General features: G+C 38.7%; 19 protein-coding genes. 5 read left to right on the top strand and 14 right to left on the bottom strand.

The window, feature by feature from the left end; translation table 11 throughout:
* Positions 1-3 precede the first annotated feature (3 nt).
* The 11 genes from NST57_RS19665 to NST57_RS19615 all read right to left on the bottom strand — a co-directional run bounded on the left by NST57_RS19665 (position 4) and on the right by NST57_RS19615 (position 12,164).
* Positions 4-537: a stage II sporulation protein M gene (locus NST57_RS19665; protein ID WP_025208269.1), complete on the bottom strand. Its 534-nt coding sequence runs from the start codon at positions 535-537 to the stop codon at positions 4-6.
* Positions 534-1,241, bottom strand: a complete 708-nt coding sequence (locus NST57_RS19660) for an ABC transporter ATP-binding protein (protein WP_041508029.1) — start codon at positions 1,239-1,241, stop codon at positions 534-536. Before NST57_RS19660 ends, NST57_RS19665 begins: the two co-directional genes overlap by 4 nt.
* Complete coding sequence (locus tag NST57_RS19655) at positions 1,238-2,935, bottom strand: hypothetical protein (protein WP_341299130.1); 1,698 nt, start codon at positions 2,933-2,935, stop codon at positions 1,238-1,240. The genes NST57_RS19660 and NST57_RS19655 overlap by 4 nt, the downstream gene beginning before the upstream one ends.
* A gap of 66 nt (positions 2,936-3,001) precedes the next feature.
* Positions 3,002-3,346: an uberolysin/carnocyclin family circular bacteriocin gene (locus NST57_RS19650; protein WP_025208266.1), complete on the bottom strand. Its 345-nt coding sequence runs from the start codon at positions 3,344-3,346 to the stop codon at positions 3,002-3,004.
* Between the two features lie 23 nt (positions 3,347-3,369).
* On the bottom strand, positions 3,370-4,023 hold the full coding sequence (locus NST57_RS19645; protein ID WP_025208265.1) for a YIP1 family protein: 654 nt from the start codon (positions 4,021-4,023) through the stop codon (positions 3,370-3,372).
* A 154-nt stretch (positions 4,024-4,177) separates the two neighbouring features.
* Positions 4,178-6,259, bottom strand: a complete 2,082-nt coding sequence (locus NST57_RS19640) for a beta-galactosidase (RefSeq protein WP_341299129.1) — start codon at positions 6,257-6,259, stop codon at positions 4,178-4,180.
* A 23-nt stretch (positions 6,260-6,282) separates the two neighbouring features.
* Positions 6,283-7,491: a glycosyl hydrolase 53 family protein gene (locus NST57_RS19635; protein ID WP_142153317.1), complete on the bottom strand. Its 1,209-nt coding sequence runs from the start codon at positions 7,489-7,491 to the stop codon at positions 6,283-6,285.
* 11 nt (positions 7,492-7,502) lie between these two features.
* On the bottom strand, positions 7,503-8,345 hold the full coding sequence (locus NST57_RS19630) for a sugar ABC transporter permease (RefSeq protein WP_341299128.1): 843 nt from the start codon (positions 8,343-8,345) through the stop codon (positions 7,503-7,505).
* Between the two features lies 1 nt (position 8,346).
* Entirely contained in the window at positions 8,347-9,585 is a 1,239-nt protein-coding gene (locus NST57_RS19625; protein WP_142156132.1) for an ABC transporter permease subunit, read from the bottom strand.
* A 145-nt stretch (positions 9,586-9,730) separates the two neighbouring features.
* Positions 9,731-10,996: an extracellular solute-binding protein gene (locus tag NST57_RS19620; RefSeq protein ID WP_142153315.1), complete on the bottom strand. Its 1,266-nt coding sequence runs from the start codon at positions 10,994-10,996 to the stop codon at positions 9,731-9,733.
* Positions 10,997-11,168: 172 nt separating this feature from the next.
* The gene (locus tag NST57_RS19615; protein ID WP_341299127.1) at positions 11,169-12,164 is read right to left on the bottom strand and encodes a LacI family DNA-binding transcriptional regulator; all 996 of its coding nucleotides are present in this window, start codon (positions 12,162-12,164) and stop codon (positions 11,169-11,171) included.
* A 172-nt stretch (positions 12,165-12,336) separates the two neighbouring features.
* On the opposite strand from NST57_RS19615, the gene NST57_RS19610 reads away from it, so the two are divergent.
* Positions 12,337-13,236 carry a LysR substrate-binding domain-containing protein gene (locus NST57_RS19610; RefSeq protein ID WP_142153311.1) on the top strand — a complete coding sequence of 300 codons (900 nt, stop codon included), beginning with the start codon at positions 12,337-12,339 and terminating at the stop codon, positions 13,234-13,236.
* 15 nt (positions 13,237-13,251) lie between these two features.
* Here the strand turns inward: NST57_RS19610 and NST57_RS19605 are convergent, their stop codons facing one another.
* The 3 genes from NST57_RS19605 to NST57_RS19595 all read right to left on the bottom strand — a co-directional run bounded on the left by NST57_RS19605 (position 13,252) and on the right by NST57_RS19595 (position 16,918).
* A complete protein-coding gene (locus NST57_RS19605; protein WP_142153309.1) occupies positions 13,252-14,928 on the bottom strand; it encodes a hypothetical protein in 1,677 nt (558 codons plus the stop codon).
* Positions 14,929-15,010: 82 nt separating this feature from the next.
* Positions 15,011-15,421: a hypothetical protein gene (locus tag NST57_RS19600; RefSeq protein WP_142153307.1), complete on the bottom strand. Its 411-nt coding sequence runs from the start codon at positions 15,419-15,421 to the stop codon at positions 15,011-15,013.
* Between the two features lie 12 nt (positions 15,422-15,433).
* Positions 15,434-16,918, bottom strand: a complete 1,485-nt coding sequence (locus tag NST57_RS19595; RefSeq protein WP_341299126.1) for a lipase family protein — start codon at positions 16,916-16,918, stop codon at positions 15,434-15,436.
* 115 nt (positions 16,919-17,033) lie between these two features.
* Between NST57_RS19595 and NST57_RS19590 the strand changes: the two genes are divergently transcribed.
* From NST57_RS19590 to NST57_RS19575, 4 genes are all read left to right on the top strand, one after another.
* Entirely contained in the window at positions 17,034-17,534 is a 501-nt protein-coding gene (locus NST57_RS19590) for a DUF1433 domain-containing protein (RefSeq protein ID WP_341299125.1), read from the top strand.
* Between the two features lie 63 nt (positions 17,535-17,597).
* Positions 17,598-18,083: a DUF1433 domain-containing protein gene (locus tag NST57_RS19585; protein ID WP_341299124.1), complete on the top strand. Its 486-nt coding sequence runs from the start codon at positions 17,598-17,600 to the stop codon at positions 18,081-18,083.
* 81 nt (positions 18,084-18,164) lie between these two features.
* Positions 18,165-18,644 carry a DUF1433 domain-containing protein gene (locus NST57_RS19580; protein ID WP_048001200.1) on the top strand — a complete coding sequence of 160 codons (480 nt, stop codon included), beginning with the start codon at positions 18,165-18,167 and terminating at the stop codon, positions 18,642-18,644.
* 60 nt (positions 18,645-18,704) lie between these two features.
* Positions 18,705-19,193: a DUF1433 domain-containing protein gene (locus NST57_RS19575; protein ID WP_341299123.1), complete on the top strand. Its 489-nt coding sequence runs from the start codon at positions 18,705-18,707 to the stop codon at positions 19,191-19,193.
* Positions 19,194-19,278 lie beyond the last annotated feature (85 nt).

Raw genomic sequence — 19,278 nt, 5'->3', positions numbered from 1 at the left:
CTCCTATTGAATTTTTTTTAGTAAAAAGGGCGTTAATAATGCTTCTGTTAAAGCAGCAAGTAATGTCAACAGACATATCACCATAGTAAAAAATAAAATATCCGAAAAGAAATGTTTCTTGGGGGAATGTAGCCCTCTTATTTTTAAGTAGACAAAGTCTAACAATTTGAAACCAAGTGAACCTGATAATATCATGGCAGGAATTTCAAAGATACCATGAGGAATTAAAGCAGTTAATATATATAACAAATTGTTACCATGATCGGTAATACTTTGTAAAGAGGATAAGCCTACTAAAAATCCATTTAATAATAATAAGATAGATGTCAAAATACCAAATGTAAACATTGAGAAAATGAGAAATAAATTTGCAGCAAAGTTATGTTTGAAATATCCGAGAACTGTAACTTCATCAACAGTTTCTGGACTAAGACTAGGTAGAATATTGTTAAAAATAACCCCAAGAACTATACCTGCTATGTATAAAATACTTGCTATATAAAGTATACGTTTATTTCTGATTATTATTCCTGTCATTTTAGTAAAGTATCCATATCTTTTATAATTAAATCTTCAAAGTGCTGAATGTTTGTAAGGTGATCATATTCTTTAACAAGAGCACCGTTAATTAAAATACCAACTCTATCACATAGTTGTTGAGCGATATTAACAAGGTGTGTAGACATGATCACAGTATTACCTTGTTCAGCATAACGTTTAAGAAAGTTTTTCATCATCTTTGTAGTGGGAGGATCGAACGCACCTAATGGTTCGTCTAATATTAAAACTTCAGGTTCATGAATTATGGCTCCAGCAACAGATAATTTATGTTTCATACCAAATGAAAATGTAGAAATCATATCATTCTCATTTTGTTTTAAGTTAAATTGATCTAACAAAACTTCAATTCTATTATCCTTCATTTCAGAGGGTACGTCTTGTAAGTCAGCAATAAATTCCAGGTACTCTCTAGGGGTTAAATAATGATAGATAAAAGGAGAATCAGGAACATAACCTATATACTTAAGATAGGAAGATCTCTCAGAATATATAGTTTTCTCCTTGATAGTAATATTACCTTCGTATGGTTTCATAATCCCGAGAATACATTTTAAAAGTGTTGATTTTCCAGCACCATTCGGTCCTAGTAAACCATATACCTTACCTTGCTCTATTTTTAAATTTATAGATTTTAAAATTTGTTTATCTTTATATTTGAAAGATAGATTCTCAATTTTCATGTTTTCATCTCCCAATGTTTCGTTCCTATTCTTTTAATCCAAAAATAATAAAATAGAGAAATTCCAATGAAAAATAGACATGTTCCAGTCACAATAAGTAAAAAGAATATACTCCTATCAATAATTTCAAAAGTAACGAGAGCACCTGAGACCCCATACAATTGAAGGTAAAATGCTAGTAGTACCCCAAGAATAGTATGTTCAAAAAATGAGGCTTTAACAGACGAACCAATATCCTCTAAATTTTCCCAGTCTAAACGAGGATAGAGGAAAGTACCTATCACTTGGCCAGAACCTATAATAAGACTAATTGAATTAATCATGATATACAAAATAATTTGAGTCATAGTATCTAAGTTGAATAATAATAATATAACTAAAAATAATGAATTCATTATAATAAGAATTATAGATAAATGCAGTATTGATTTTCCTGCAATCAACTTGAAGATAGAAGCGCCTGAATTCTTATAAATATATAGATTTTCGCGCTCTGCATCTGCTGAAGTTATCCCAAGTAAGCCTTCTCCTAATAAAGAAGTGTTGTAAGTTACGGCAAATAAAATTGGATAAATAACAAAAAGTTCCGAGAAGTCAAACCACTTTTGATTTAAACTAATTCCTACCAATACACCTAATTCTATTGCAATCATATTTACAGATAGCAATAAGCGTCTCTTGATAGTAAAATTAGCTCTTAATAGAGCAGTAAGATCCTTTTTTAAAATTGCGATATTTTGCCGGGGAAAGAAATTTATTAAATAATTTAAAAAAGGTAATTTGATTGGTTTTATTCTCGGCAAAAGATTATTAGGTGTTGCTTCCTTTATAAGCAACACTTTCAAAACTATTAGATAGGAAATAGAGAGTAAAAGAAATCCTAGTGCAATTAAACCTAAAGAACATATGATAAATAAATAGATATCACTTTTTGTTGAAAGTAGGTACCAGTTAGTAGGAAGCCATGTGTTTGTTAATATCGTCTCTAATCTAAATACAGATATGAAATTTTCAATAGCTTCAAGAAGATCTTTTTCATAAAAGTAGTTAAGTCCGATCCAACCAAAAAAAGTAGTTGAAAGAGCAGATAAGAGTGCAATTCCTATAAAAGATAACAGACTAATTAACCTAGAATTCAAGATTTTGTATAAAAATTTAGAATAAGCGATATATGTGAGTAATGAGTAAATGCATGTAAGGCCAAAGATAAATATAAATAGTGGTACAAATGATAAAAAAAGGTATAGTTTATTACTTGTATAAAAATTTATGAAAAAAAGTACAGGGAATACCATTATTGTTAATTTGAATAAAACATTTAGAAAAATTGTTGTGAAAAATCTCGATAATAGAACTTTTTTGGGATCTGTCTTTAAAGTATGTAAAAGAAGGAAATCTTCAGGGTATACATATCGATGTAAAATATCAGTTGATGATTTTAAAATATTCAAAACAAAAAAAAGAATAATAAAATTTGTACCTAATGATAAAATATGGACTGGTACATTAGGCAAAAGAGTAGTTGAAGCCTTATATAGAATAAAAAGGTAGACTAAAAAAAAGGGTGTAAAAACAAAAATAAGTCTATTTGATTTTAGTAAATTTTCGCTTGATGGGAAAAAGTAAATCAAACGGTTTAAAGTACGTCTATATGTAAGTTTAAAGTTTGCCATAAAAACTTTTTTGTTGAGCATTATATTCCTCCTAGACGAAAAGAAGGAGGAGTATAATTATACTCCTCAATTTCTTCACTTTGGATTTTACCATTCTGCAGCGTATTTTTTGCCGTGTTTTGTAGCCAATTTTTTCGCAGTAGCTACCATAGCAGCAGTGACAAGGCCAGTTCCACCCAAAACAACAGCTAATAGACTAAGTATTGTTAGGACATCGCCCGTAGTCATGATAACACCTATAGCAGCATAAGCGGTCTTGCGACTAATTCCTAAGTTTGTTGCAAGGTCTAAAGCAAATTGATTACCTGAATTGAAATCAATAGAAGCTAAACTTGCAATACCTTCTGAAGAACCCATAAGGAAAGTAGCGATGGCAAAAAGAGAAACTATACTTGTAACACTCGCAATTTTAAAAAGATTGCTATTTTTCATATTTGAATTCACCTCCTTTCAGTTTACAAAAATAAGCTAGTTGAAAAAAGAGAAATAATACCTAAAGACATTGTTATACAAACGATTATGACAGTTTTTATATAGGAAATTTTGTGTATTTCTTTAATTGCAATACACCCTAGAATGGTAGACCACCAAAAAAAGGGGTCGATGATAATATTCAATATAATATCAATTGGCTTTTGAGAATTTGGATAAATAACTGAAAATGCAAAATCACTACCTAAAAAGAAAGAAAAGATAATGAGAATTATAAATTTGATAGCAACCGGTATGATAGAATAAATAAAACTTGGGAAAAATTCTTTAGCAGTAGCAACACCACCAAATAATATCCCAATGATATGTATTATAAAGAAGCTTACAAGAACCATTGCTGTAAATTGAACAATCCCTAATGCTAGTGTAATCATCATAATGAGTATGCTCATATCAGCAGTATAATCAATCCCATTTGTTTTAAAAGAATGATTAATTAATGTAGAGATTGTGGGGAAAATAGCTAAATAAAACCCTAAAAACAGACTTAACACAGCCAGGAAAACAAACCAAGAATGACGATAATTTTTTTCACTAGAGTATTTGATTAAGAGAAAGTTCTTAGGAGAAAAGACGAAATGATGTATTAGAGTAATAAAGTTGTGTTTATTATCCATAAATGCTCCTTGATTCAAAAAGTATTTTTTTGCTAATTCTCACAAATAATGTATCATGCTTTGCCATATTATTTCAAGTTAGAATTTTGTTTATAAGCTGAATTTAAGCTGAATTTAAGGTTGGTTCTTGCATAAAAAGAAAAAAAGAATGTCTTTAAAGACATTCTTTTTTTCTTTTTAATATAAAATATTCATAGGCATCTAGTATTATTTTTCCTGTTAAATTTGAAGAGTGGAATGCATCTTCATAAGTGATTTGATCTTCTAACAAAATTACCTTTTTACTATCTGTAAAATTCATCATAAACACAAAGTCCTGCGATCCATCAGTGCGTTTTTGGACACTGACTCCCTCTGGAATCGAAGAGGATAGGATCGGTTGTATGCCTATTCCTGCGATGAGATCTTCGTAAAAATCATCATAAAACGCCTGCTCATTTTCAGAAGCCATATAGTATGCTTTCCCTTTGCCAAATGGACGGACAGTAAGGGCGGGCTGTCCTTCATAGCAGCCATTCTCAAAATGCCCTAACACAGAGGCCGTTTCAGGATGAATGGACTCGCAATATTGCCCGACATGATAAGTGCGTCCATTTCCTGTGGTCATTAAGACGTGTTCATCTGGCATCAACGTGTTGATTTCCTCTGCCCAAATACCAAGTACATGACGGAGAGGACCGGGGAAACCACCAAGGAAACAGAGGTCGTTTTCATCGACCATGCCGCTCCAGTAAGTTGCCACAAAAATGCCGCCCTCTTTGACAAATGCTTCGATCTTTTCTGCCACGCCTGGTTTGATCATGTAGAGCATTGGCCCCACAAGCACTTTATAGGATGAGAAATCCTTTTCCATTCCGACAATATCAACAGGGATGCCCTTTTTCCAGAAGCTTCGATAATGAGTTTGACAAGCCTCTACATAGCGTTTGTTGGTATTATTTAAACCTTGCGCATCATCAATCGCCCAATGGTTTTCCCAATCATATATGATGGCGACCTCTGGTTGAACGGATGTACCCGCAATCGGCTGAAGCTGCTCCAGCTGTTTTCCTAAATCAGCGACTTCTTGAAACACACGTGTGTGTTCATGTCCTGAATGATCCACAACGGCGCCGTGGAATTTTTCAGAGGCGCCTCGGCCTTGCCTCCACTGGAAATAAAGGACGGAGTCGGACCCGTGGGCAATCGCCTGCATGGCAGAGAGGTGTGCCATTCCTTTATGCTTCACCTTATTCACTTCATGCCAGTTCACGAGGCTTGGTGTGCTTTCCATCACAAGAAACGGCTGACCGTCCTTTAGTGAACGATATAAATCGTGAACGAAGGCGACGTTTGACGCTAATTCTGCAGTGGTTTCTCTGCCGCTATGCCATGCTGGATAGCTATCCCATGAGATCACGTCGACTTCTTTTGCAAATTGATGATAATCCAGTCCAAGGAATGGACGCATATGCGGATAGTCGCCCATAAAATTGGTGGTTACTGGCACATGAGGTGTTAATTCTCTCAGCGGTTCAATCTCATTTTGATAAAAATTGATCGTTTGCGCTGTGACAAAACGCTTCCAGTCTAGGTTCATGCCATGAATCATGTGCTCCCCGTGCGGTGCAGGTGACTCGATTTGCGACCAATCGGTAAAGGTGTGGCTCCAAAATCCCGTCCACCATGCTTGATTCAAAGCTTCAAGGTCATGGTTGTATTTGTCTTTCAAATAGTCTCTAAATGCCTCTTGGCAAAGCTCACAATGACATTCGCCGCCGAATTCATTTGAAATGTGCCACATGATCAGCGCTGGATGGTCCTTGTAGCGTTCAGCGAGTAAACGGTTAAGTGTATTCGTTTTTTCTCGATAAACCGGTGAGGTGAAGCAATGATTATGGCGAAGCCCGTGTAAGTTGCGCTGGCGGTTTGCTTCAACGCGTAAGACTTCTGGATATGTTTGCGAGAGCCAAGCAGGTCTTGCTCCGCTTGGCGTGGCGAGAATGGCGTGAGCTCCCTGTGCTGCCAAGCGGTTCATGATATCATCCAGCCAGGCAAAATCATATTCCCCTTCTTTTGGCTCGAGCTTGCTCCATGCGAAAATGTTGATAGAGAATGTTTGACAGTGTGCAAGCTTCATTAATCGAAAATCCTCGTCAATGATCTCCGGCATATGGAGCCATTGATCAGGATTATAGTCGCCACCATGCAAAAAGCCTTTCACATTTGGGTGAACGAGTGGGTAACGCTTTCCCATTTTGTCACGTCCTATCTGTTTAATTACGGTGTCATTTGTTTAAATACATCAAGAGAAGGCAGGGCTTTTCCGTTGAAATCAAACATGGCCTGATTTTCCCAAGCATTCCCGACTGTGCCGGTTGTTTGAATATAAGCGAGCCCGTATTGACTAGACCACGGAGCACCTTTTGCTGGAATCCAAAGCGGCTCCCAATAAAAGGACCCTTTCCCGCGATTGTTCTTCACTTGTGAAATTTTTTCTGATAGATCTCGTATAAAAGATGCCTGCCCTTGTGGTGATGCTGGATAACCGGCCGTATTGACTGAATCTTGGTTAAATGAGTTATCGAGGTTATCACCATTTGCTGTTGTGAAGCCGTAGGCGGTTTCTACCACGATGACATCTTTGTTATAGCGGGCGCTAATATCATTCATATTGGTAGTAAGACCGCTAAATCCCCCGTCCCAATACGGGTAGTAAGATAAACCGATCGTATCGAACGAAACGCCTCGTTTGGTAATTTCATCAAACCACCAGCGAGATGCGCCATTGTCCCCTCCATGTGCAAGGTGAAGCATGATTTTGATGTTTGAATCGACAGAGCGGACAGCATTTGTTCCCGCTTTTAGCAAAGCAGCGAGCCGGTCAAATTCACCGCCGCCTTCACCCCAGCTCTTTCCGTTCGGCCAAAGCATACCTGAATTCAATTCATTCCCGACCTGTACCATATTTGGCAGGGCATTTTGTGCTTTCATCGCTTTGAGCACATCGCTTGTGTAAGTGCCAACCGCTTTCTCTAAATCGCTTTGCGAGAGATTGGTCCAAGCTTTCGGTTTGAACTGTTTACCGGGATCGGTCCAGAAATCACTGTAGTGAAAATCAAGCAGCACTTTCATGTTTTGTGCTTTTGCACGTTTCGATAGAGCAATGGCGGTATTTAAATCGTTTGTCCCGCCGTTATAGGCACGGCCTTGGTTGTCGTATGGGTGGTTCCAGAGTCTGATGCGCACATAGTTGACACCTTTATCTTTTAATAGCTTGAGAGGATCAACCTGCTGCCAGTCTTGGTTGTAGTATTTGCCGCCGCTTCGTTCCACTTCTGCGAGCATGGAGATATCGGCTCCTTTGATGAAATCACCTTGCAACCCATTGATCGGTTTCACCGAAATCGTATCAGCCTTTGCTTCAGGCAGAATACCTAACCCCATCAGAAAGAAAACGACAACAGTGACGAGTAACCATTTCTTCATCAAATCTCCCCTTATCCTTTTGTCCCGCCTTGTGTGAGGCCGGATACAAATTGTTTTTGTAAAACAAGAAACAATAAAGCAACTGGAATCGCAATGAGTAAAGCCCCGGCTGCAAAGGTCGTGTAGCTGGCACCCATTTTGTCTGATACAAGATTGTATAGACCGATTGGGAGCGTATACATTTCGGGTGAACGGACAATGACACTGGAGATGATGAAATCACCCAGCGGTCCTGTAAATGAGTTGATGGCAACAACGGCTAAAATCGGCTTGGCAAGCGGCATAATAATTTGGATGAAAATCCTGAAATGCCCTGCGCCATCCATTCTGGCTGATTCATCGAGATCCTTTGGAATCGCATCAAGATAGCCTTTCATTAAATACGTATTCATTGGAATTTGTCCGCCTGCATAAATCAAAATCAATGCGAGGTGGCTGTTAATGAGTCCAAGCATTTGAGCCAATACAAAAATGGCAATCAGCGCTGAAAATTGAGGAATCATTTGCAGCAGCAAAAAGAGCATCAGCCCATTTTTGCGGCCTTTGAATCGGAACCTAGAAAAGGCATAACCTGTAAAGCTGACAAGTATCAACGTTAAGAGCATAGTTGCAATACTGATTTTCATTGAGTTCCAATACCACTTTGCATAAAGTGCTCCTTGACCGAAGAAGAGTTCTGTAAAGTGGCTGAACGTTGGATATTTCGGAAACATGCTTGTGCTCATCAGGCTGTTCCCAGGATTAAAGGAAGCACCGATCGTCCAAAGGAGTGGATATAGAATACATACGGAGGCAATGAAAAGGATGAAATAAGTGATACTCAGACGAATGAGCTTATTTTGTTTTGATCCCATATCACATCATGTCCTCCTCTTTGAATGAATTCGTTCTCTTAAACTGCCAAAGTGCAATGGCAATGACGAAGATTGACAGTAAGATCGTAACAGCGGCAGCGAGTGCATATTGAGAAGACTGCATCGTCAGTTTGTAAATCCAAGACACCAAGATGTCTGTGCCCCCCGCTGTGGATCCAGCAACAGGCGGCCCCCCGCCATTAAATAAGTAGATGATATTAAAGTTGTTAAAGTTAAACGTATATTGCGTGATTAATATAGGTGCAATTGAATAGAGGACAAGCGGTAATGTAATGGACCGGAATTTCTGAAAGAAATTTGCCCCATCAATGGTTGCAGCCTCGTATAAATCTTCAGGAATGGCCTGCAAAACGCCGGTTGTCATAATGAACACAAAAGGAAAACCAAGCCAGGTCTGCATCGTAATAAGAGCGATTTTGCTCCAAAATGGATCTGTCAGCCATGGTTTTGGATCAATTCCAATCGATGCAAAAAGGGTATTGTTGATCGCGCCAAACGTGTCGTTAAACAATCCAGCAAACACCAAAATGGTCACAAATCCTGGAACAGCCCACGGCAGAATCAAAATTGTTCTGAAAAACCGTTTTCCTTTTAAATCTTTTTGATTGAGCAGAACCGCTAGAAAGATGCCGACAGCACATTGAAGGGTCGATGCAGCCAACGTCCATACGACCGTCCAGCCCAGTACATCAATGAATGTGTCTCTCCAAATATCGATTGAAAAGATATTTTGAAAGTTTTTGATGCCTACCCAATCAATGAGATTGGCAGGAGGCGAGTGGTATAAATCATAGTTTGTAAAGGCCAGCGCAAAGCTGAACATAATAGGAAAGACAACAGAGAATAGAAGTAAAAAGAAAGCAGGAGTGCTCATTAAGTAAGGAAAGCCTTGATCGATGAGCTGATGGTATTGAGCACGGATGGATTGAAGCGGAACCCCTTGATCACGTTTCTTTCCGTTCATAAATGCATCTCGTATCATGAGTACATAAAAACCGATGCCAAATCCAGCTGTTAAAAGTGCAATAATTCCTTTTGCTAAAAGGAAAACAGAGTTGTCACGAGGCAGCATCGTACCAAGTGTGAACAGCCCCCAGAAGCCAATATTGAATAAATCATAAAACACAAGTAGAAAAGAAACGCCAAACAGGAAAAAGAGTGCCCCTTTGCCATACTGTTTGTTGTATATTTGCCCCATCCCGGGTATAAGAGAGAACATTAGCGCCCGTCTCCGGTGTGTCTTTGATTCCACTATGTGTGTGCGGTCTAGTTCAAGGTTACCCGTCACGTCTAACACCTACTTCATATGAAATTAGATCAAGTGCAGGCAGCATGATAGCTGAACAGCTACCTGCGCTTGATGTTTATTTGGAGTGATTCGCTTTAATTTGCGAGTCGATTTGTTTGACCGCATCATCAAATGCCTTTTTCACATCGGTACGGCCGGTCGCAATCAGTCCTAATGCACTGTCAATCGGCTTCCACACCTCTGCCATTTCTGGATTGTTCGGTGTCAGCGTGGCATATTTTGTTTGCTTTGAAACAGCATCCGCATTTGCGTTTTCAGTAATCACTGGGTCTTTCATCAGCTTTTTCACAGGTGGAATTTCCTCTGTTACTTCAAAGCGCTTTTTCGAATTTTTTTCGTTCGTGATAAACTCAACAAATTTCTCGGCGAGTTCTTTATTTTTAGAATAAGAGGAGACGTTGTAGCTCTTTACACCTAAGAACGAGCTCATATGTTTTCCGTTAGGGAGTGTTGGCAGTTCGGTCACGCCATAGTCGATACCCGCTTCTTTATAAGGGCCAAATGACCATGGACCAGAAATCACAGCCGCTGCCTTTTTCTCAGTGAATAAGGAATTGAGGACATTGATTCCTTGCTCACCAATGATGCCTTTCGGGAAAAGTCCTTCGCTAAAGAATGTCTGAATGTATTTTCCGCCTTCGATGGCACCATCGTTATTAAGACCAATATCATTGACGTCATAAGCACCATCGTTTTTCTGTTTGAAAATATAGCCACCTGAACCGCCTAATACACTTTCTGCGTAGTAAATTTCATCCCATTTCGCAACAAAACCGTATTTCCCGTCCTTTGTCAGCTTTTTCGAAAGGTCATACCAGCCATCGAGTGTTGTTGGTGCCTTTTTCACGAGGTCTTTGTTATAGAAAAGCACAGTGGTTTCAACGGATTTTGGTAGGCCATACAGCTTTCCATCTATCGTTTGTGATTGAATCGATTCGTCTGTGAAGGAATTGATCACTTTTTCATCTGGTTTGATTTCTTGTAACAATCCCTCTGTGACAGCTGAGCCAATTTGGTCGTGAGGCATGGTGATGACATCTGGACCAGTGCCGGCTGCGCCATCAAGACGAAGCGCTTCAATTTGGTCGGCATATGCTTTTTCGACTACTTTGACTTTCACGTCGTTTTGTTTTTCAAATTCTTTGACAGCGTCTTGAATCCCATCAGACTTTTTGACATCCTCCCACACTAACAAGGTCTTTGTACCTGTAGATGCCGGCTGTGTACCGCTTGAATTGTCATCTCCTGGTCCGCATGCTGACAGCAGCAGCACAGCAGTACCAACGACTGCCGATAATGTCGCCCATTTTCCCTTTTTCATTCGTAATCCCCTCTCGTTCTTTTTTCACAGATGATAAGAAAACGCTTTCTTAATGTGAGAATATCAACTTGAGTAAAAAAAGTAAACACATTTTATTAAATTTATTAAGTAAAATTTTTTACTGAAATAAAGAGAAAAGAAGCCCGCCATATACGGCAGGGCTTCCAGCTGTTTATATCGTGCTTTTACGAAAGACAGGATCTGAGGCAATCAGCACGGTTTTTGGTAATGTTCTGCCATCAACCAGTCTTTCTAAAAGTAAATCGACAGATGTTTCGCAAAGTAAAGAGGTATGGATGTGATAAGTTGTGAGCGGTGGTGACACATATTGAGAGACGTGAATATCGTTGATACTAAAGACACTCACTCGATTTGGTAAAGAAAAACCGCGTTCATTTAATGCTTGTAAACAGCCTATCGCAAGAGGATCACTTGCGACACAAAAAGCGGTTGGCAGGTGATCACCAAGCTCGTCGATCGCCTTCATCATCAATGAATAGCCTTCATCTACAGAGAAATGGTGACCGATATAGACCAATTGCTCATCCAGTTTGTTGTGTGCTGTCATGTACTGGCGGAAGGTCGTTTCACGAATATCTGGAATACGCCTATTTGTATTGAGATCAAGATCTGTCCCGCCAATAAATCCGATGGATGTGTGCTGTTTTTCGATAAAAGAATCAATAATCTTTTCTACAATTCGTTTCAGGTTTGGTTTCACAGAATCAAAGCGGTCTTCATCTGGTGATGTATCAATAAAGACGATGTGTTTTGTGATCGCATATAATTGATCAAGCTCATTTTTTTTAAATCGACCGATGGCGATGATGCCTTCTGTAGAAGGATCAATCGATTGAAGACCATCAGATGGGTTGTAAGCGGTAACATTTAAGCTTCTGGTATTGGTGAGTTCCTCAATGCCTAGACGAATGGATTTAAAATAAATATCTTCAAGCTCTTCTTTTTCTGTCATCCAATAGAGAAAGGCAATTTTTTTTAGCGAATGTTTGAATGTCTTTTTTTGATAGGACAAAGCTTCTGCTGCCGCGTATACTCTCTCACGTGTTTGATCCGTAACCGATAGGTTGGGATCTTGGTTCAGTACGCGAGACACGGTGGCGATGGATAATCCGGCTTTTTCCGCAATGTCCTTTATTTTAGCTGCCAAGTCAGCACCTCCTATAGAAAATATCTCCTTTCAGTATAGAGTCTTTAAAAAAATTAGTAAATATTTTTATTAAATTGATTGCGTTTAGACTGTTCTTTACGATCTGGAAAGGAATTAGTAAAATATATATATTGAAGATGTAGGATTAAGATTTCTGATAGGAGAGGGACAGATGTATTATGATGCACTGAAGACATTTGTGACAGTTGTAGAAGAGAAAAACTTTACAAAAGCAGCTCAGAAGCTGCGGATTTCTCAACCGAGTGTCAGTCTTCACATTAAGAATTTGGAGCAGGAATTTCAGACTGTTCTGCTTAATCGTTCGCCAAAGCAATTAACGGTGACGCCAACTGGGGATATGCTGTACCATCGATCAAAACAAATCATTCGTTTATATGAACAGGCGAAGCAGGATATTTATGAGCATCATCATCTGGCACGAGGGAAGCTCACGATTGGAGCGAGTTTTACCATTGGGGAGTATGTACTGCCGCAAATCTTGGCAGAATTTCATCAGCTCTATCCGCATGTTGATATTGAGGTGGTCATTGATAATACAGAGGCGATTGCCAGACATGTCCGGTTGTTCCATGTCGATATCGGATTAATCGAAGGACAAACCAATGACAAAGAACTCTCTGTAGAAACGTTCCTAGAGGATGAATTGTATATCGTTGCCCCATTAGACCATCCGTTTGCAAAGAAAAAGGACGTCACCATTGATCAATTGCAAAATGAAACATGGATCACAAGAGAAGAGGGATCTGGGACAGGAGAATACTTACAGCACGTCCTGAAATCAAATGGCCTGAAAGCACGGACGTTTGTGACATTTAGCAGCAACCAGGCCATCAAAGAAGCTGTCATTCATGGAATGGGGCTATCTGTTTTATCTAAATATGTCCTCCAGCGGGGCAGCATTGGCGGTGAATTGGCTGTCATTTCTGTGAGGGGAATGGATTTTAAACGGACATTTTCCTATGTCGAATCCCCGATGACAGGCGGGAATAAAAATAAGGAATTGCTTGTTGAGTTGTTGAGGAAAGAGAGAAAAGACGCTTCTCCGCAGTAGGAGAAGCGTCTTTTTTTATAATCCTTTGATGTTGATTTCATCAACTGGGAGGAAAATCTCACCTGTATCTGTGTACTTCATGGTGACTTGATCCCCATCTTTTAAATAAATGATAAGAGGCTCTTTTTCAGAAGACATGGTGTAGTTTTTCCCATCGTCTAGTAAGAAGGTGACGGTTGTATAATCCCCGGTCTTTTCCTTATACACCCTCTTTACTTTGCCTGTCGACTCTTTCTTTTCTTGCTTTGATGAACTATTGACGGTACCGCCGCCTTTTTGAAGAGCTGTTTTATAGGCTCTTAGTGCTTCGTTTGGTGTAGAAGCGTATGCCGCGATTTCAGGATTGGCTGCCGAAACAATAAAGTAGTTTTGCAGGAACCCGTTTGAATCGAGAACAGGTGTAAGCCAGCTGGCTTCCCCATAGAAATTATAAAGAATCGGCATGCGGCCCTTCCATTTCTTCTCGATAAATCGTTTCTCAATAATTTGCAAAGCTCCTTGTGAATCCATGTAGGATTCTTCAAGATTACCCGTATAATACGTGGCTTTTCCTGTTCGGGCATTTGTCAGTGCATACCCGAGCATGGAATCAACGCCCTCTTTTGGACTGGTGAAATCTGTGAAGTAATACATTTCCCCTTTGGCATCAAACACTGGACTTACATTGGCTTCAGTCCCCTCGTCTGAAGGGAGTTTCACATCCGATTTTCCAAAAAGACTGTTCCAGAAACCATGTACATAGTTGCCGAAGTAACTATTCTGCAGACTGACGGCCTCTGGTGACACAGCGCCATCAATAAAGGCTGGTACTTTGTCTAAGGCGTATTTCTTCGTTTCACCCGTTTTGGCATCCACAACAACCACACCTGAAGCTTTAAACCCGTTTCGTGCAGAGATAAAATCTCCAAATGTTTGGATGTAATAAGGCTTGCCATCATCATTGATCTCCAGCTGCGTGTCTCCATAGAAAATCAAATTTGGGTACTGAAGACGGATATGCCGCTCAATTTCCTTATTGAAATAGGAAGAAGGCGTATAGACCATCTCGGTTTTCACAAACTTTGGATTGGCAGATGAGTCGGTCGCACTTAGTGTAAAGTAACCCGGTGTGCTACCAGAACGAATCCATTTAAAGAAATCGGAGAACTCGACGGGTGCGATATACACATACTCACCATTGACCTTCTGAATTTGCAAGCTGCCCAGCTCGTAGTAGCTTGTGTTTGGCACCTGTCCGAACGATTTCTTCATCTTATTGCGAGCAAATTGCGGTGGTACACTCGCAGGTGTTTCTGTCTCATCAAACGCTTTGATTTCGACTTTTTGCTCCATTTTAGACACGTCGAATTTCTCATTTGCATTGAATAGAAAAGCGGTTGCCATATAAACACCGAGTAGCAATAATATGAGAAATAAAACGCCCTTGATCTTCCGCTCCAATCCCACTGATAAAAAGGCACCTGCTGCTGTCACAACAAGTCCAATGAGCCACAGTGATGATGGGTTACGGTCTAAATTGGTGATGTAGTAGAAGCCGAAAATCCCGATGATGAACAGCAGGGCAAGTCCCGCAATCCACATAAGCGGTACCTGTTGTTCAGTCCCTTTCTTTCTAACGATTAACCTGAGTGGTGTGAGCAAAAGGGTCAGGACAAGACCGATCACAACCGAAAATAACAACATATATCCCACAAACAGATCTCCTTTCAAATCAATCACTCTTTTAGTATATACGAGTGAAACGGGGAAAAGATTCACCGGATGGAAGGTTCATTTAAATGCCGATCGAGTCGATAGCGGATTGAACATCCTCTTTCAGCTCAAAAAATGTGAGTCTTTGTTCGATTTTTTCTATTAAAGCGTCAACGGCTTCACCTGACATATGGGTTTGGATCTCCCTTTTATGTTGATACACCTTGATCAGAAGTTCATCGATCAGGTCTAACATTTTTTCTGCTTCTTGGCGATCTTCTGCAAATTCATTTTGAAGCTGATGCCGGATGGCTCTGATCAGCGCTGTTTTCTGTTCTTCTTTGATCTTTGCTTTCAAAGCAGCCAGCTCTGCTGGTGTCATGTCTTCCGTGTCAAAGTTTATTTTTGAGAAGATGGAGCTTGATGTATGCGTATCTGTCATTCTTTGCAAAAAACGATCTGCATCTGTTGGTTGTTTCTTTGAAAATTCCATTTATCGTACTCCTTAAGAAATACCCATGTTCTTGGCTAGGGCCGTATCTGCATCGTGGTATTGTTTTCCTAGCTGGCTCATATCATCTGATACCGAGTCCAGCCACCTTTTCATATCCATCGCATGATCAATCGCTGCATCATATTTTTTGACCGAATAGAATTCATTTTCAAGACCCTCTGTTTTTAAGTGGCGAATCACAGCATCCACATCTGAAGCCGTCAGCTGATCATACGAACCAAAACCGACAATTTGTTTGTATCTTGAACGGACGCGTTCCACCGATTGCTCCACTTTGTCATCGAGTTTCTCAATTTTACGAATGATTTGCTGCATATGGTGCTCGGCATATGTGGAGAATGTACGACCTGTGTTCATGAGAACATGCGACTTGATTAAAATCGCTACCACACTTTGAGGGTGAACATTTGATTGGCTCAATTGATGTAACATGGCGGCAGTGAGAGAAGGGTTTTTTCTCAACATATCATCAATGGTTTGAACGGAGCCATCTGACGAAAAGGAATACCGGTCTAAGCCATGGCTGCCGGCGAGGGCTTCAAGAAATAAATTCGCATCAAGTGAAGGATTCACACTCATTGCCCGATTGAGGAGATTTTTCATAAATTGGACGGCTTTTGAGGAGTCCTCAGTGTAATCGACGCCTTCAGGTAAAGCGGCATCATACATCACTTTCACACGACCGATTTCTGTCGTATGACGATTTAAGAGAGATAGCCCGTCATTGAGATTGATATATTCTGTTAATCTACTACGGTAATCACCTTTTAATGCTTTGGCTTGCAGACCATCCGATAGATTTGGGTAAATATTCGGATTCTCAAAGGTGACCCCGCCTTGAATAAAATCATTTTTGACAAGAACATAGGCAGCATTTGACCCACCAAGTGAATGCCCTGTCACATACATCTTCGCATTCGGCATTTTCTTATGGATCTCTTTCGCATACCGGTCCGCTTGCACCATTTGATTCTCAGCGCCGTGTTCAAAAGGGATATTTTTAATCAAATACTTCGTATCTGAAATCAACCAATCTTGCACAATCTCATTTGTATAGGTCGTTGTCCCTGTCGTCATCTTCGTCGTCACTTCCTTTGACGTCTCTGACTGGCTAAAAGGAGGCAGCTTTGTCAAAATGGTAGAAAGAAGATCATCTGACTCTTTTTTTCCATGTTTTTTAATGGTATCTTTATATTGGCCTGCCCCAATCGGTTCTGACCCGCGGTAGGCGATGACGGCGTTTTTGATTTTGGTGAGGTCTTTTCCGCCATCGGAGCGCTCAAAATCTTCTTCTGATACAAGGGTTAGTGAGTTAAGACCTTTTTTTGTTTCTTGGTGGTCAACAACATACATTATTTTACCATTTTTCAAGTGTATATCTTTAGAATTTTCATAGTTGAAGATATCATAAGATGCTGATGATATTTCATTATATTCTTTATCGCTAAGTTGATTAATTGCATATTTTTTGGTCAACATTTACACTCCTGTAATAATTATCATGTATATTATAAGATATTGTATGGTAAATATCTATAAAAAAAGGTATAAAAACCTATCGATTGAATATTTAAAAGGTGGGATAATTTTTGTGAAAAATACATTTAAGGTTGTACTGATTGTTTTGATTACTATCGTTTTTATTCTAGTATTATCACTTGTTTTTCAAAAAGATAAAGAAAAAAAATTGAATGAATCAGAAGGTGAAACAATCGTGAAAGAGAAGAACGATTTAGAACAAGCAAAAGAATTCGCAGAAGAAATGAAACCGAAAGTAGAAGAACGTTTACATAAAATAGATATTCACAACTTTATTAAAACCATTACGTTCGATAAGGGAGTAAACGTTAATCCAATGGGTTATATAATAATTAGAGGGTATATTAATGGTAACCCAGAAAAGTATGACTTCTCTGCATCATTAGAATATCGATCTAAGGAAGTAGGTACCATGACTTTTTCTCCTGAATTATCTTATCGATTTAAAGACTGGGATAAATTCAAAGATGAACCTGAACTAAAGGAAAACTATCTTAAAAGACTCTCCGAAAAAGAACGTGAACAGTATCTTAAAGATATTGGAGAAAAATAATAAAACAGGTAATCACCTACCTGTTTTTTATTTTTCATTATTAAGAAGGTGGCAACGGTAGACATGAAAAACACAATAAAGCTTTTATCTGTATTGTTTGTAGTCATCCTTGTCGCAGTGACTTCATTAATCGTTCAGGTCAACAAGCATATTCAATCTAATAATGCGGTCAAGGAAAAGAGTGATCAAGCAAAAGCAGAAGAAATTGCAGAGAAGATGAAACCCAAGATTGAAGAGCACTTACACAAAAGAGATATTCATGACTTTATCAAAACCATCACGTTTGAAAAAGATGTGACCATTAACCCAATGGGAGATATTACGATTGATGGTTATGTAAATGATGAACCGGAAAAGTACGGTTTCTCAGCTTCTTTACAATATAGAGCTAAAAAAATCGGTTCAATGAGTTATGACCCTGATTTATCAGACCGCTTTATAGATTGGGAAGAATATAAAGATGAGCCGGAAGTGAAAGAAAATTACCTTAAAAGTTTTACTAAGGAGGAACGTGATCAGTATCTGAGAGACATTGGAGAAAAAGAGTAAAACAGGTACTAGCCTACCTGTTTTTATTTTGTCAAATTCAATAGTCAGCTGATTAAAGTTCATTAAGGAGTTTTGCTTTTTATGAAAAATATCATGAAATTTTCTATCATAATTGTGGTCGCCGTCATCTCCGTAACTGTGTTTGTTGTAGAGTACATTCATCAGAGTTTTTCAGATGAAGTAGTGCAAGAGAAAAGCGATCAAGAAAAGGCCGAAGAATTCGCAGAAAAGATGAAACCAAAAATTGAAGAATATTTACATGAAAAAGATATTCACAATTTTATTAAAACCATCACATTTAAAAAAAATGTATCTATAAGCCCTATGGGTTATGTCACAGTTGATGGATATATAAATAACGATGCAGAAAAATATCATTTTTCTGCATCATTAATATACAAATCTAATGAAATAGGTTCGATGAGTCATTCTCCTGATTTATCATATCGCTTTAAAAACTGGGATAAATATAAAGAAGAGCCTGAAATAAAGGGAAACTATCTTAAACGACTCTCTGAAAAAGAACGTGAACAGTACCTCAAGGATATTGGGGATAAATAACAAAAAGTTGATAAATTACCTTTTTTATTTTTCATTATTAAGAAGGTGGCAACGGTAGACATGAAAAACACAATAAAACTTGTATCTGTTTTGGTCGTTATCATCATTGTCTCAGTGACTTCGTTAATCACTCAGCACAATAAGCAAAGTAAATCAAATGATGTGGTAAAAGAAAAGAGCGATCAAGAAAAAGCAGAAGAGCTCGCAGAAAAAATGAAGCCTAAAATAGAAGAATGTTTACGCAAAGAAGACATCCATCACTTTATTAAGACCATAACGTTTAAGAAGAGGGTAACTATTGATCCAATGGGCTACATCGTAATTAGAGGATATATAAATGATGAGCCAGAAAAGTACGAGTTCTCCGCTTCATTAAAGTATAGAACAAAAGAAATCAGTTCAATGAGTTATTCATACGAGTTATCAATTCGTTTTAGGGACTGGGAAAAATATAAAGATGAACCGGAATTAAAAGAGAATTTTTTAAAAGATCTCTCCAAAAAAGAACGCGAACAATATTTGAAAGACATTGGAGAAAAAGTGAAATAACAAGTCGACAAAGCCGATTGATTCCCTAAATCAATTTCAAAATATGCTATCATTCCCCTAACAACACTTACAAACAAGGGAGAGC

The organism is Bacillus sp. FSL M8-0077 (assembly GCF_038050255.1).
Lineage (GTDB): Bacteria > Bacillota > Bacilli > Bacillales > Bacillaceae > Bacillus > Bacillus altitudinis.
Note: the sequence above shows the minus strand (reverse complement) of the source record. Positions and strands in the feature narration are given on the sequence as shown.

Bases quoted from the DNA above. Each gene is read 5' to 3' on its own strand.
- NST57_RS19665 (WP_025208269.1), bottom strand. From the start codon at position 537: ATGACAGGAATAATAATCAGAAATAAACGTATACTTTATATAGCAAGT.
- NST57_RS19660 (WP_041508029.1), bottom strand. From the start codon at position 1,241: ATGAAAATTGAGAATCTATCTTTCAAATATAAAGATAAACAAATTTTA.
- NST57_RS19655 (WP_341299130.1), bottom strand. From the start codon at position 2,935: ATGCTCAACAAAAAAGTTTTTATGGCAAACTTTAAACTTACATATAGA.
- NST57_RS19650 (WP_025208266.1), bottom strand. From the start codon at position 3,346: ATGAAAAATAGCAATCTTTTTAAAATTGCGAGTGTTACAAGTATAGTT.
- NST57_RS19645 (WP_025208265.1), bottom strand. From the start codon at position 4,023: ATGGATAATAAACACAACTTTATTACTCTAATACATCATTTCGTCTTT.
- NST57_RS19640 (WP_341299129.1), bottom strand. From the start codon at position 6,259: ATGGGAAAGCGTTACCCACTCGTTCACCCAAATGTGAAAGGCTTTTTG.
- NST57_RS19635 (WP_142153317.1), bottom strand. From the start codon at position 7,491: ATGAAGAAATGGTTACTCGTCACTGTTGTCGTTTTCTTTCTGATGGGG.
- NST57_RS19630 (WP_341299128.1), bottom strand. From the start codon at position 8,345: ATGGGATCAAAACAAAATAAGCTCATTCGTCTGAGTATCACTTATTTC.
- NST57_RS19625 (WP_142156132.1), bottom strand. From the start codon at position 9,585: ATGTTCTCTCTTATACCCGGGATGGGGCAAATATACAACAAACAGTAT.
- NST57_RS19620 (WP_142153315.1), bottom strand. From the start codon at position 10,996: ATGAAAAAGGGAAAATGGGCGACATTATCGGCAGTCGTTGGTACTGCT.
- NST57_RS19610 (WP_142153311.1), top strand. From the start codon at position 12,337: ATGTATTATGATGCACTGAAGACATTTGTGACAGTTGTAGAAGAGAAA.
- NST57_RS19600 (WP_142153307.1), bottom strand. From the start codon at position 15,421: ATGGAATTTTCAAAGAAACAACCAACAGATGCAGATCGTTTTTTGCAA.
- NST57_RS19585 (WP_341299124.1), top strand. From the start codon at position 17,598: ATGAAAAACACAATAAAGCTTTTATCTGTATTGTTTGTAGTCATCCTT.
- NST57_RS19580 (WP_048001200.1), top strand. From the start codon at position 18,165: ATGAAAAATATCATGAAATTTTCTATCATAATTGTGGTCGCCGTCATC.
- NST57_RS19575 (WP_341299123.1), top strand. From the start codon at position 18,705: ATGAAAAACACAATAAAACTTGTATCTGTTTTGGTCGTTATCATCATT.